At 69.7% G+C, this 13,029-nt stretch carries 11 protein-coding genes and 1 pseudogene; 6 read left to right on the plus strand and 6 right to left on the minus strand.

The window, feature by feature from the left end:
* Position 1 precedes the first annotated feature (1 nt).
* Positions 2–208 (minus strand): hypothetical protein, encoded by a 207-nt coding sequence (locus ACVCAG_RS42760; protein WP_440089040.1) that lies wholly within the window; start codon positions 206–208, stop codon positions 2–4.
* A 396-nt stretch (positions 209–604) separates the two neighbouring features.
* Here ACVCAG_RS42760 and sigJ point away from each other — a divergent pair, with 396 nt between their 5' ends.
* A complete protein-coding gene (gene sigJ, locus ACVCAG_RS42765) occupies positions 605–1,567 on the plus strand; it encodes an RNA polymerase sigma factor SigJ (RefSeq protein WP_440089041.1) in 963 nt (320 codons plus the stop codon).
* 33 nt (positions 1,568–1,600) lie between these two features.
* Here the strand turns inward: sigJ and ACVCAG_RS42770 are convergent, their stop codons facing one another.
* The 3 genes from ACVCAG_RS42770 to ACVCAG_RS42780 form a co-directional block, all read right to left on the minus strand.
* Positions 1,601–2,704, minus strand: a complete 1,104-nt coding sequence (locus ACVCAG_RS42770; protein ID WP_440089042.1) for an FAD-dependent oxidoreductase — start codon at positions 2,702–2,704, stop codon at positions 1,601–1,603.
* Entirely contained in the window at positions 2,701–4,038 is a 1,338-nt protein-coding gene (locus ACVCAG_RS42775; RefSeq protein WP_447191524.1) for a cytochrome b, read from the minus strand. The genes ACVCAG_RS42770 and ACVCAG_RS42775 overlap by 4 nt, the downstream gene beginning before the upstream one ends.
* Positions 4,039–4,498: 460 nt before the next feature.
* Positions 4,499–4,918, minus strand: a complete 420-nt coding sequence (locus ACVCAG_RS42780) for a hemerythrin domain-containing protein (RefSeq protein ID WP_447191525.1) — start codon at positions 4,916–4,918, stop codon at positions 4,499–4,501.
* Positions 4,919–5,791: 873 nt separating this feature from the next.
* Here ACVCAG_RS42780 and ACVCAG_RS42785 point away from each other — a divergent pair.
* Together ACVCAG_RS42785 and ACVCAG_RS42790 are read left to right on the plus strand one after the other, a co-directional pair.
* On the plus strand, positions 5,792–6,304 hold the full coding sequence (locus ACVCAG_RS42785; RefSeq protein ID WP_440089082.1) for an Rrf2 family transcriptional regulator: 513 nt from the start codon (positions 5,792–5,794) through the stop codon (positions 6,302–6,304).
* A 55-nt stretch (positions 6,305–6,359) separates the two neighbouring features.
* Positions 6,360–7,157: a thymidylate synthase gene (locus tag ACVCAG_RS42790; RefSeq protein WP_447191526.1), complete on the plus strand. Its 798-nt coding sequence runs from the start codon at positions 6,360–6,362 to the stop codon at positions 7,155–7,157.
* Between the two features lie 94 nt (positions 7,158–7,251).
* On the opposite strand, the pseudogene ACVCAG_RS42795 reads toward ACVCAG_RS42790, so the two are convergent.
* Positions 7,252–7,608 (minus strand): annotated as a pseudogene (locus ACVCAG_RS42795) (helix-turn-helix domain-containing protein); the annotation flags it as partial.
* A 567-nt stretch (positions 7,609–8,175) separates the two neighbouring features.
* Here ACVCAG_RS42795 and ACVCAG_RS42800 point away from each other — a divergent pair.
* The 3 genes from ACVCAG_RS42800 (at position 8,176) to ACVCAG_RS42810 (ending at position 10,743) form a co-directional block, all read left to right on the plus strand.
* Positions 8,176–8,631 (plus strand): DoxX family membrane protein, encoded by a 456-nt coding sequence (locus ACVCAG_RS42800; RefSeq protein ID WP_440089049.1) that lies wholly within the window; start codon positions 8,176–8,178, stop codon positions 8,629–8,631.
* A 304-nt stretch (positions 8,632–8,935) separates the two neighbouring features.
* The gene (locus tag ACVCAG_RS42805) at positions 8,936–9,946 is read left to right on the plus strand and encodes an ATP-binding cassette domain-containing protein (protein WP_440089051.1); all 1,011 of its coding nucleotides are present in this window, start codon (positions 8,936–8,938) and stop codon (positions 9,944–9,946) included.
* A 35-nt stretch (positions 9,947–9,981) separates the two neighbouring features.
* Positions 9,982–10,743 (plus strand): ABC transporter permease, encoded by a 762-nt coding sequence (locus tag ACVCAG_RS42810; protein WP_440089053.1) that lies wholly within the window; start codon positions 9,982–9,984, stop codon positions 10,741–10,743.
* A gap of 156 nt (positions 10,744–10,899) precedes the next feature.
* Here ACVCAG_RS42810 and ACVCAG_RS42815 read toward each other — a convergent pair whose 3' ends face one another.
* Positions 10,900–12,939, minus strand: coding sequence for a glycosyl hydrolase family 28-related protein (locus ACVCAG_RS42815; RefSeq protein ID WP_440089054.1), 2,040 nt, complete (start codon positions 12,937–12,939; stop codon positions 10,900–10,902).
* Positions 12,940–13,029: the final 90 nt, after the last annotated feature.

The raw sequence follows: 13,029 nt of genomic DNA on the forward strand, positions 1-13,029 counted from the left end.
GCTACGACACCCCGCCGGCACCACCGCGACCGGCAGTGTGACCGGCACGGGCGGTGAAGGTGCTCCACGACACCTCCGGGACGGCGAAGAAGGCGGTCCGGGCCGTGTCCGACCACGTCCGCCGGCCGTGCAGGGTCATGACCATGTACTCCGGTCGCTCCTCCAGCCGCTGAAAGACCATCGTCGCGTGGTCGATGCCGACCGTCATGCGCTGCACCGAGCCGGCGGACGGCCGGGCGCTCGCCGTGGTAGTCCGGCCAGGTAGGGAGCAGGGACAGGGACCGTGATCGCCGATGACGGCGTGATGGCTCGCATGTCATCCTGACGACGCAGCCTGGACATTCGTCAGCCGATTTCCGCATGCCAATGTAAAGTTTTGTTTACTTCGGCCGGGATGGGCGGCGCAAGGCCGCCTCGCGAGCCGGGCCCCGGCACGTCGATCCCCACCACCGGGACACGAACCCGCTGGCGACGACGGGCCGAAGCGGGCGGCGCGACGATCGGACGGCAGTGTGCGCCACCCCAGGGAACCCCCTCCGATGAGGGGACGGCAGCGGGCGGGTACGGATCCTCACATTCGCGTCGGCAATATCGTCATAGGTGCATGACAGACGAAGTACGGCAGATGGTGCGGATCCTTGACAACACGGCTCTCGCCGAGCGCCGGACCCTGTTGGGGCTCGCCTACCGGATGCTCGGTTCCGCGCACGACGCCGAGGACGTCGTGCAGGAGGCGTATTCACGCTGGTACACGATGGCCGAGCGGGAGCGGCGCGAGATCAAGTCGCCCATCGCGTGGCTGAGCAAGGTGACGAGCCGGATCTGCCTGGATCACCTGATGTCGGCCAGAGCACGGCGCGAACAATACGTGGGTGAGTGGATACCCGAGCCTCTGCGCGACCACGGCGCCTGGACCAGCGCCGCCGACCTGGCCGACGACCCCGCCGACCAGATGATGCTGCAGGATTCCGTCAGCATGGGCGTGCTGACGGTGATGGAGACGATCACACCCGCCGAACGTGTCGTGTTCGTGCTGCACGACGTCTTCGGCATGCCGTTCACCGAGATAGCCGAGGTGGCCGGCCGCAGCCCGGCGGCCTGCCGCCAGCTCGCCGTCAGCGCCCGACGCAGACTGGCCGGGGAACGGGCCCGCCCGGCGAACGACGCCGAGCGGCACCGCGAGGTCATCTCCGCGTTCAGGCAGGCCTGCGAGGGCGGGGACATCGACGCTCTGGTCGCCACGCTGGATCACGGTGTGGTCGTTCATTCCGACGGCGGAGGCAAAGTGCACGCCGCTCTGCGCCCGGTCGTCGGCGCCCAGAAGGTGGCCCGTCTATTCCTCGGCCTGCTGCGCAAGCAACCGGACATGGAACTCGGTGAAGAGGACGTCAACGGACGGCCGGGCGCCGTCATCCGCAGGGGCGGCGTCGCCGTGGCGGTGATCGCGACCGACACCCGCGGCGAGGTGCTCACCCGGATATGGATGGTCGTCAACCCCGACAAGCTGCGCGCCTGGACCGGCCAGGGCGCCGACCGAACGACACGCGGCCTTCCTCCGGGCTCGTAACCGGAGCGTGCCGCCGCCTCCGGGCCACACGCTTCAGGCCACCCGCAGCGGCTGCTCCGGCGTACGGATCAGGCCCGCGATGGAGTCCTGGATCCGGTGCCGGTACGGCCGGCGCGAGCCGTAGCCAAGGGAGGCCGCGACGTTGGCGCCCGCCAGCCTGCCTTGACACAGCGCATGCCGCCCGCTCATCGGGGCGATCCTGCCGCGCCTGGTGGGGTCGGGGACGGCGGCCACGTCGCCGCAGGCGTAGACGTTTGGAACGCCGGGCACGGCGAGGTGCTCGTCCACCCTGATCCTGCCCTGCTCGGCCGCGAGTCCGAGGGTGACCACGAGCGGATCGGGACGCACCCCGAAACTCCACACGATCGTGCGAGTGGGGATGAACTCGCCGTCGGTGAGCCGCAGCCCCCGGGAGGTGAGCTGGCCGATCGAGGTCCGCGTCCGGACCTCCACGCCCCGCGACCGCAGCACCCGCGCCGTGGTCCTGGACAGGCGGTGCCGCATGTCGGGCAGCAGTCGCTCGGCGGGATCGGCCAGGATCCAGCGAATCGGCTGCCGGCGCAACCGCGAACAGCGACGGGCGATCGACTGGGACAGCGACTGCCCAGCCGAGGCCGCCGCCGTACCCGCGTATCCCGCGCCGAGCACGACGAACGTGCAGCACGCCGCGCGCTCGAAGGGATCGGTGCTCGCGGCCGCCAGGGAAAGCTGCCGGTGGATGTGATCGCGCAGATGGAGGGCCTGGCCGACGTTGTGGAAGCCGACGCTGTGCGCCGAGATCGTGGAGGTGTGAGCGACCTCGCTCACACCTCCCGCCGAGATGATCAGTCGGTCGTACTCCAGCACGCCGCGCTCGTAAAGGACGCGCCGGGCGTGGGTGTCGATGTGGGTGACCGTGCCGAGCACCACCCGCACCCGCGGCAGCATCGCGGCCAGCGGCCTGCTCACCTGACCCGGGTCGAGGGCGCCCGTCATCAGCTGCGGGAGCAACTCCGGGGGCAGCGTGACGGCGGCCGGATTGACCAGCACGATCTCCACGCCGCCGCCCACCTCGCGGGACAGGGTCAGCGCCGCCTGGTATCCGGCGACCCCGGCTCCGACGATCACCACCTGTGGCCTGTTCGGTGTCACTCTCATCTCCCCGAGGTGATCGTCGGCTCCCGGCGCTCCTGTCGCGCCGGTGCCAGCCGTTCGTGGTACCCGCCATCTGGGGATCGTGTGATGATCCCGGTCTCCACGCCGTGCTCGGCCACGTGGTGATCCGCCTGCTGGAGCGCGAGGCAGATCCACCGGGTCACGACGAAGGCGATGACGGGGCCGGTGACCACGGCGAACTTGAAGAAGATCGTCACGGCCTCGACGGTGAGGTGGAACCAGAGGGCGATCTGGTCGTTGGCCGCGGCCGCCCACAGCAGGCCGTAGAACGTGACGCCGGCGGCCGCGACGGCCGTCCTCACCGGCGTCTCGCGCGGCCGGTCGAGCAGGTCGTGCGCGAGCGTCTCGCGGACCTTGAGGCCTGCGCTCTTGGGCCGGCCCAGCGCGTCGCGGCGGCCGCGTCGCGAGACAAGGAAGCGCTCAGCTGTCGGGTAGACGGCCAGGGCGGTGAAGAAGATCCCGGGTATCACCAGTGCGGGGACGAGGACCGCGAGGCTGAGCGTGTGGTCGCCGATGGTGAATTCCCATCCGGGCATGATCCGCAGGGCACCGTCGAGGAACCCCATGTACCAGCCGGGAACCGAGCCCGCCGAGATCTGCGTCGGCTTGGCCGGGCCGTACAGCCATATGGGGGCGATCTGGAAGCCGAATCCGAGGATGATCAGCATGCCGATCGTCGCGAGCGCCATCGTCGGGCGTGCGCTCCGCCGCGCCGGCAGCGAGGCGACGAACCGGGAGTGGCCGTGCCGCCGCACCAGCAGTTCACGGGCGATCAGCAGCGCGGCCATGACGACCGCGATCAGCAGGTGCCCGCCGTACATGACCGGAACGACCCGGTCACCGGGGAAATCGGGGCCGAACAACAGCGACAGCGCCCAGGTTCCGACCACGGGGATGGACTGCGCCACCGACATGATCAGCCATAGGCTGCCACCCGACAGCATGTCGTCGGGGAGGACGTTGCCGGTCTCGCCCGCGGCCATGCCCAGCGCCAGCAGCGTCACCCAGATCAGCCACTGCCCGGTGCGCGGGCGGCGGAACGCGCCGGTGAGGAACATGCGCAGCAGTTGCGACACGACGGCCGCCACGAAGACGAGCGCCGCCCAGTGGTGGATCTGGCGGATGAGCAGGCCGCCGCGCAGCTCCAGGCTCAGATGCATGGTCGAGTCGAAGGCCTTGCTGACGAGGAGTCCGCGTAGCGGGCCGTACGAGCCGTCATAGGTCACCTGGGACATGCCCGGGTCGTAGAACACCATCAGCACCGCCCCGGTCACCACCAGGACGACGAATGACCAGACGGCGATTTCCGCGAACATGAATGACCAGTGTGAGAACTGAAATGAGCGGCGCCTGGCCGTCAAGGAAAGCATTCGGGCCCCTAACCTTGCCTTACTCACACGACGAAACAGAGCCAACGGTTGTGACGGTGATGGCGCGTCGACAACGGTGATAAGCGTCACTACTGCCGGACCGGCGTCCATAAGGGCTGGACACGACCGCGTCGGCCCCGGACGGCGCTTGAGCGCCAGGTGATGGGTGAGGCGTCGCGAACGACCTCGCACAAGCTCGTGCCGTCTCGTCCTAGAGGGGACAACTCGCGAGCGAACGGGGTCTTGGAGGAGGCGACCCACGAGCTAGCGAGGTCTCAGAAGAGACAACCCACGAGCTGGCGAGGTTTTGGAGGAGACAACTCACGGGGAGCGGGGCAGGGGGAACTCTCGGTTGCTCGGCGGGGCCGACGAGCCACCGTCGCACCGTCTTCGCAGGTGTGCGGCCTCATCCCGTTACGGCTCGGTGGGCGCGCAGGGTCGCGGCGTTCCGCGAGACCCTGACCAGGGCCGGCCCGGACGTGCTGGTGATGATCGGGCCCGGGGCCTCCGCGAGTTCGGCGCCGCCCCGCCCGGTGGCGCGCCAGCCGGGAAGCAGCGCCGTTACCCGCGCGTGGGCCTTCTCGATGGCATGGTGCTGCTCCTCCATCGCGGGCACGATGGCCGCGGTCTCCTCACCGCCGCGATCGAGGAGCTTCGGCCACAACACGTGGTCCTCGCCCTCGTGGTGCAGGTGCAGGACGCGGCACATCAGCTCGGCGTGGGCTCCGACGACCTCGGCACGCCGGACGTCGCCCGGCGCGACGTCGGAGACGAGCCTCGGGAGCAGCGTGAACTCGCGACGCATCGCGGTGTGTGCCATGTACATATCGCGAACATCGGCCATGGGCCCGTCGGCGATCGGATGCATTGAAACCTCAACAGATCGGTTTATCGAATGTCGTTTCAGGTTGTGCGGGGCGGGAGGTGTTCCCCCTCGATCGCCGACGCGGTAATTGGCCATCAATGACAATAAATAATCCTGACAAAGTGCACCGTTCTCGATAAATGTTGTTCGTCGCGCACGAGGGTTGAGCAGCCGCCCTGGATCGTCGCGGGTCGCGTACGGCCTCACGGTCGATCGAGGTGAGTGGGCGGCCCCTGACCTCCACCCCGCCGGAGAGCTCGGCCCCGCGCTCCATCGCCCTCTCCCGCGCTCTTTGCCCGGTACGACGACACAGGGCAGGGCTTTGTGATGATCCCGTCAGGATCGCCGCCCCATGGCGAGCGCCTCGGCACCGGATCACGGGTGTCCAGCCGGCACCATCACACAAAGACGTCCTGTCTCGTCGTGTTGGGTAAGAGCGTGGGGAGGATCGTCCACCGCCGGGCATCGATCCGCCTCGTCACGTCAACGGGAACGGGAACGGGAGGAGCAGTTCTATGTCCCCGAAGAACATGAAGAGGGTTGACCCGAGCGTCGCCGCGGCCGATGTGATGCTTTCGGCGATCGCGGCGGGCACTATCGAGCCGGCTTTCGCGTCCGTACCGGCGGCCGGGAACGGCCAACCCTGTGCCCACCCATCCGTGCGACACCCTGACGGCCCGCCCACGGCCCCGGCGTCGGGCGCGCAGGGCGCCAAGGTCATCGGGGTGTGCGCGCCGAACCGGGGCCTCTTGACGCGGGCTGGGAACGGGAGATCCTCGGCCTGCCCCGACCAGGGGTTCCGCCGTATCACCGGAACACGGTGAACATGTGAAGATGTCCAGCGGGGTCGAGTGGGCACTGCACTGCTGTGTCGTCCTGACCACGGTGCGAGAACCGGTGCCGGCCGCGCGGCTGGCGCGGTTGCACGACGTCTCGCCCAGTTACCTCGCCAAGCACCTTCAAGCCCTCTCGCGCGCCGGACTCGTCCACTCGGTCCAGGGCAAGGCGGGCGGCTACGTCCTCACCCGCTCGCCCGAGCTGATCACGGTGCTCGACATCGTCGAGGCCGTCGACGGGCCAGGCTCGCCCTTCGTCTGCACCGAGATCCGCCGACGCGGCCCGCTGGCCGCCGCGCCACAGGCCTGCACCACGCCCTGCCCCATCTCCCGCGCCATGGCCGGCGCCGAGACGGCCTGGCGAGAGGCACTTCGCTCCGTCTCCGTGACCGATCTGGCCCACGATGTCGGCTCGGACCTCGGCCCCGGCGCACTGGCCGGGATCAGGACCTGGTTGGACGCGGGCGAGGCCGAACCGGGAGCCCTGGCCTCGGGCTTCCAGGCGATGTGAGCCGACCCGGCCCCTCACCCGGAAAAACGCCCTTGAGCTGGGAGGATCGACGGCTGTGGCGGACGCCCAGTACGAAAACCTGTTGCGGCTGGTGCTCACCACCGGGACGGCCAAAGCCGACCGGACGGGCATCGGCACCCGAAGTGTCTTCGGGCACCAACTGCGCTACGACCTCTCGCGGGGATACCCGCTGATCACCACTAAGAAAGTGCTCATCAGGCCCATCGTGTACGAACTGCTGTGGTTCCTGCGTGGCGACTCGAACGTCGGCTGGCTGCGCGAGCACGGCATCACCATCTGGGACGAGTGGGCCGACGCGGACGGCGAACTCGGCCCGGTCTACGGCACGCAGTGGCGCTCTTGGCCCGCCCCGGACGGCAGGCACATCGACCAGATCAGCGACGTTCTCGACACCCTGCGCCGCGATCCGGACTCCCGCCGGATGGTCGTCTCGGCCTGGAACGTCGCCGGGCTGACCGAAATGGCACTCGCGCCATGTCATGCCCTCTTCCAGTTCCACGTCGCCGGCGGCAGGCTCTCCTGCCAGCTGTACCAACGCAGCGCGGACCTGTTCCTCGGCGTCCCGTTCAACATCGCCGGCTACGCCCTGCTCACGCACATGGTGGCGCAGCAGGCCGGCCTCGAACCAGGCGACTTCATCTGGAACGGCGGCGACTGCCACATCTACGACAACCACGTCGAGCAGGTGACCGAGCAGCTCTCGCGCACCCCGTTCGAGTTCCCCGGGCTGCGTCTACGCCGGGCCGACTCGCTTTTCGACTACGCCTACTCCGACGTGGAGGTGCTCGGCTACCGGCATCATCCGGCCATCAAAGCCCCGGTGGCGGTGTGAACGCCGGGCTGATCCGGGCGCGAACCCCGGGTGGCGGGATCGGCGGCGGGAGGGTGGTGAAGCGGAAACGGCGGAGGCGACGATCCACAGCACGACGGCGAGGGCGCTGCCGGGGGTGAGCCGGCCCCTTCCACGACGCCGTCCGTGGCCCCGCCACCGCCGTGCCGTCCGGGTAGCGGACCCGTCCGGCCGGCCGCTCCTGCACATACTCACGCAGCCGCTGGTTGGTGGCCAGTTTCGCGGTCTTCGGTCGCCGGACCCGACGTTCAGCGTGCCATTGCGCGACCGTCGCGCGATACTCCACGTCATGGGTCCGCGCTGAGGCGTTGCGCCGGATCTCGCGGGAGATCGTCGAGGGCGAGCGCCCCAGACGCCGCGCGATCTCGCGCACGCCGACCTTCTGAGCACGGCACAACGCGATCTCTTCCCGCTCCGCTGCCCGGAGTCCACGGAGCCGACGAAGTCCAGCGTGCTGGTGTCGTCCTGCGGTTCGCTCCACAGGCGAGCGCGGTAGCCGACGCCCTCGGGACTCCCGCCGACGCCATGGGTGATCGAGTCACCCGGCGGCAGCACACGCAGCGCGGTCGTGGGCTGCACCCAGCCGCGCTCGCCGGCCAGGTGGAAGAGGTCGTCGCGAACGCTCGGGCCCCGCCCGTCCAGTTGGCCACCCAACGCGTCGAAGAAGGCGGCGGAGGACTCGGAGCCTGTGTTCGCCCGCCGGCGGCGTGCCGAGGGGCAGGTTGATCAAAACCCACCTCCCCATCAGATGGTGACGGCCGGATGAACAACGGGATACCTGGGTGGTCAAGATCCGCGACAAGCGCACGCACGAGCCGTGAAAGTCGCCCTCGTCTCCTCGCCCCGTCCGGGACAACCGCTTCTCCCGTGCCGGGTCCCCGGGCGACGCCAAATCTTGACAGGGGATCACCAGGACGCGCGCGCGGGCGCGTTCCCGGGCGGTGGCGATGCGAGGCTGGGACGAGGGACGGCCTCGCGTCGCGAGAACAGGGGTGAATCGATGAAGATCGACCGATTCGGCGGGCCGGTGCTCTCGCTCTTCCGCATGGTGACGGGCTTCCTTTTCCTCTGCCACGGCGTGGCGTCGATGTTCGGCGTCTTCGGCGGTAACCCCGCCACCGGCCGGGCGGTCGATTTCGCGGTCTGGCCCGGCTGGTGGGCCGCGCTCGTCCAGGTGCTCTGCGGCGGTCTCGTCCTCGCCGGACTCCTCACCCGTCCCGCCGCGATCCTCGCGTCCGGTTCGATGGCGTACGCGTTCTTCGTGGTGCACCTGCCGCAGGAGCTCCTGCCGCTGCGCAACGGCGGTGAGCCTTCGGCGATGTTCTGCTGGTCGTTCCTGCTCATCGCCGTGCTGGGCGCGGGCCCGTGGGCACTCGACAGCCTGCTCCAGCGCCACCGGGAAGCCTCCCCGGAGCCCGGTCCCGCCCATGTCGCCGTGCGTTCCGGGGGGAACTGACCGCCGGAACGCACGGGGTCCGGCGAGCTCACGGCGGAAATCCGCATCTTTTTCATCTCTTCGGCGGGATTGACGAAAAGCCCACGTCAGCGCGCGTGGACCGGTTCGGGGCGAAGGTCGACACGGCCGTACGGCACGCCGCACGGGAGCACGTTTCCGCAGGTCAGGCAGAACGTGAACACATCTTTCACGTTTGCCAAACCCGGATCGCCCGGTCAAGGATGAAGCATCTCCGGCCGAGCCCCCGACCAGGGGTCTGTTCGGCATGCCACCCACCGCCCGTGCCCACCCCGAGGAGGGGACGATGATCCATGCCCGAGGGCTGACCCGGCGATTCAAGGTGAGAAAGGGAAGCGTCGACGCCGTACGCGGCCTCGACATCGATGTGGAGGCGGGCCAGCTGGTGGCCTTTCTCGGCCCCAACGGTGCCGGGAAGTCCACCAGCCTGCGGATGCTGACCTCCCTGCTCCCGCCGACGTCGGGAACCGCGATCGTCGCGGGCCGCGACGTCGTGTCGGACCCGGCGGGGGTTCGCGCCCGCATCGGGTACGTCGGCCAGAAGAACGGCTCGGGCGAGAACTTCCGCGTCCGCGACGAGCTGGTGACCCAGGCGCGCTGCTACGGCCTCCGCGGGCCGGAGGCGCGCCGGCGGGCCGACGAGATCCTCGGCCTGCTGGACCTGGAGCCGCTGGCCACCCGCAAGCCCGGCACCCTGTCCGGCGGCCAGCGCCGCCGCCTCGACGTCGCCCTGGGGCTCATCCACCGGCCCGAGCTGCTGTTCCTGGACGAGCCCTCGACCGGTCTCGACCCGCAGAGCCGCGCCAACATCTGGGAGCACATCCTGCGGCTGCGCGAGCTGCACGGCACGACCCTCTTCCTGACCACTCACTACCTGGAGGAGGCCGACAGCATGGCCGAGCGGGTGGTGATCATCGACCACGGCCGGATCATCGCCGACGGGACGGCCGAGCGGCTGAAAAGCGACCTGGCCGGTGACCGCGTCACGATCACCGTCCACGACGAGCCGGGGGCGGCGAGGGCCGCCGGCATCGCCGAGCGGATCGCCGGTCCCGGCGCGGTCACCGTCGACGGGACGACGGTGCGGCTGCGGGTGCCCCACGCGGGCGTGGCACTGCCGGAGTATCTCCGGTCGCTGGAGTCCTCCGGGGTGAAGGTCGGCACCGCCGAGACCACCCGCCCCACGCTGGACGACGTGTTCCTCGCGCTGACCGGCCGCAGCCTGCGCGAGAGCGACGAGACCGGCGAGCTCCCGGCCGACGCCGGCGGGCTCCCGAACGACACGAGCGGTGTTTGACCGTCCCCTCCCCCACCGGCCGGAAAGGCCCCACCGTGAGCGTGCAGTTCTTCCGTGACACCGGAACCGTCTTCTCCCGCGAGTTCGCCCCCGTGGTGCGCGAACCCCTCGGGCTCCTCTTCACCATGGGCCAGCCGCTGCTCTTCCTGTTCCTGTTCGGCCCTCTGCTCGCGGGAACGGGAGGCTTCGAGGGCCAGGGCTCGCCGTGGCAGTGGTTCGTGCCCGGCATCCTGATCATGATGTGCCTGTCCGGGCCGATGATGGCCGGATACTCCCTGCTGATCGATCTGATCGGCGGCTCGATGGAGCGCATGCTGGTCACCCCGCTGAACCGCACGGCGATGCTGATCGGCCGGACGATGAAGGAGTTCGCCATCCTGCTGGCCCAGGCCGCGCTGATCATCGTCCTCGCGACGCCACTGGGATTCCGCCCGCACCCCACGGGCGTGCTGGCCGGCCTGGCGGTGCTGGCCGTGTTCGGGATCGGCCTGGGCGCGCTCTCCTTCGCCCTCGCGATCGCGTCCAGCCCGGGCGGTGATCTGTTCTACGGGGTCACCCAGCTGGTGATGTTCCCGCTGATGCTGCTGTCGGGGGTGCTGCTGCCGGTGGACTCGGGCCCGGGGTGGCTCCAAGCCGTCGCCGCGCTGAACCCTGTCTCCTACGTCGTCGAGGCGGAGCGGGCGCTGTTCTCCGGCCGTTTCGCGGACACGTCGGTGCTGTACGGGACGCTCTGCGCCTGCGCCGTCGCCGCGGTGGGCCTGGTGATCGGCACCAGGTCGATGCGCCGCGGCGTCTGACACCCGTTGACCGGTCACCGATGGGCCCGGCCGCCCGCCGTGGAGACGCGCACCTCGGCCGGTACGGGGAACGGCAGGCCGCCCGGGAACCCCGGGCGGCCTGCCGGTCAGGTCGACGGCGCCGAAGACGCGCCGCGGCGAAGGATCACCACGGGATCACCACGGGGACGGCGCCGGCGGCGCGACGACCGGCGGACGGTCGTCGCAGGTGATGGTGTTCGGCAGCATCCACGGGGCGAGCCAGGCTCCGGTGGTGCCGCCCCCGTCGTTGCCGCCGAGGTCCGTCAGCGAGAACTCCGAACCGGTGGGCGGGAAGTTGAACGAGCCGCAGTTGTTGACGCCGACCGCGCCGACGTTGCGGGCGTCCACGTTCTCGAAGGAGGCCGACCCCTTCACCCGGGCGCTGACCACGGAGGTGCCGGTGCCGTCGACCCTGATGTCCTTGAAGTGGACGTTCGTGATCGAGTAGAGGTCCTTCACGCCCCAGTCACTGACCAGCATGATCGCGTTGTAGGTGTTGTCGAGGAAGTGGTTCCCGACCACCTGGATGTCCGCCTCGATGTTCTTGTCGAGCGCGTAGAGCCAGATGGCCCCCAGGCCGATGTTCCAGTTCAGCTCGTACGTGCCGGCCCGGACCGTGGTGTTGTCCTTGATCGACAGTTTTCCGGCGAACGCCTCGGCGCCGAAGCGGGAGCCGACGTGGATGCCGCTGCCCTCGCGGATCGGGTCGGCGACGAGGTTGTTCGAGACGGTGTTGTCCGTGCCGCCGTAGACGGCGATGCCGTTCGCGAGGGTCGGCGTCTGCACGGTGTTGCGGTCGAACGTGTTGCGGGCGTTGGCGATCTTCTCGGACCACAGGGCGAGGCCGTCGTCACCGGTGTTGCGGGTGAAGTTGTTCGACACGACCGAGTCCGTGACACCGCCGTGGAAGTTGAGGGCGTCGGCGATCTGGTCGACGATGATGTTGTTCGTGATCTTCAGGTTCCTCATCGGCCCGTCGAACCACATGCCCACCTTGGTGCGGTGGATGTGGAGGCCGTCGACGGTCGAGTCGCTCAGCGCCCCGCCGATGCCGTTCACCTGGTCGGTGTCGATGCGCTCGCGGACGTCGCCCTCGATCGCGAAGCCGGACAGGTGCACGTTCCTGCTTCCGCCGGCCGACGCGTCCTTGCCGTAGAAGCCGACACCGGTGTGCACCGAGCCGTCGGGGGCCGGGGCGGGAAGGGTGACCTCCTTGCCCCTGATGATCGTGTACCAGTTGCCGGCGCCCTCGATCGTCACGTTGTCGACGATGATGTGGCGGTTCACCTGGTAGACGCCCGGCGGGATGTAGACCTTGAGGCGGTTGCGCTTGGCGAAGGCGATCGCCCTGTCGATCGCGTCGGCGGAGTCGCGCCGGCCGAGCGGGTCGGCGCCGAACGCCAGCACGTTCGCCGCGACGACCCTGACGTGCGGCGCGCCGACGAGCTCCGAGTCGAGCAGGTCGATGACCGTCCACGCCGCGTTGCTCCCGGCCGGGACCGTGAGCCGCACCTTGTCACCCGCGCGGTACGTCCTGCCGAGCAGGAGACGCTGCTCGTCGTAGAAGTGGGTCGGGCGGAACGGCTTCGTGATCGTCGGGGCGGGCGTCGTGGCGCTGGGCACGCAGGCGCACTCGGTGATCCACCAGTCGGGGTGCAGCAGGTCGGCGTTCGGGTCGTTCGTGAACGGATACTGGTTGTACAGCCACGAGTACTGCGACGTGAGGGTCATCACCTTCCTGCCCCCGCCGTTCACCGTGACGTCGAGCGGCGCGGTGATGCCGCCCCCGTCGGGGGCGTCCGGAATGCTGTAGCGCACGGTGATCGCGTTGGCCGTCTTCGGCAGCGTGAACTCGACGTGCCGGCCCGGCGTCAGCCTGACCGCCTTGCGGCCGGACGCCTCCCCCGCCAGCGTGTACGCGGCGCGGTCCGGGCCGATGACCGTGCCGTTCGTCGTGGCGTTCTCCGCCTCCTGCTCGGCGAAGGCGACGTCGGCGCCCCGGCCCGCGACGAGCGACGGGTCGAGGGCGGCGCGCGTCACCACGGGAGCCGGTGCCCCGCCCGTGCCGGCGAGGGCCGGGGCGCCGGGCACGACGCCGAGACCGACGGAGGCCGCGACCACCGCCGCGACCACCGCCGGCGCCCTTCGCGGTGGCCTGCCGGTCCATCTCGCCACAGCTCCTGTGATGCTCCGTGACATCGGATGCTCGTTTCTCTCGGGGGGTGAACACCTGAAGGCACTCGGGGCGGAGCGAACGCCACGAGG

Source organism: Streptosporangium sp. G12 (assembly GCF_052983175.1).

Coding starts and splice junctions, on each gene's coding strand:
- ACVCAG_RS42785 (WP_440089082.1), top strand. CDS start 5,792: ATGTCCAGCGGGGTCGAGTGGGCACTGCACTGCTGTGTCGTCCTGACC.
- sigJ (WP_440089041.1), top strand. CDS start 605: ATGACAGACGAAGTACGGCAGATGGTGCGGATCCTTGACAACACGGCT.
- ACVCAG_RS42775 (WP_447191524.1), bottom strand. CDS start 4,038: ATGTTCGCGGAAATCGCCGTCTGGTCATTCGTCGTCCTGGTGGTGACC.
- ACVCAG_RS42780 (WP_447191525.1), bottom strand. CDS start 4,918: ATGTACATGGCACACACCGCGATGCGTCGCGAGTTCACGCTGCTCCCG.
- ACVCAG_RS42760 (WP_440089040.1), bottom strand. CDS start 208: ATGACGGTCGGCATCGACCACGCGACGATGGTCTTTCAGCGGCTGGAG.
- ACVCAG_RS42770 (WP_440089042.1), bottom strand. CDS start 2,704: ATGAGAGTGACACCGAACAGGCCACAGGTGGTGATCGTCGGAGCCGGG.
- ACVCAG_RS42800 (WP_440089049.1), top strand. CDS start 8,176: ATGAAGATCGACCGATTCGGCGGGCCGGTGCTCTCGCTCTTCCGCATG.
- ACVCAG_RS42805 (WP_440089051.1), top strand. CDS start 8,936: ATGATCCATGCCCGAGGGCTGACCCGGCGATTCAAGGTGAGAAAGGGA.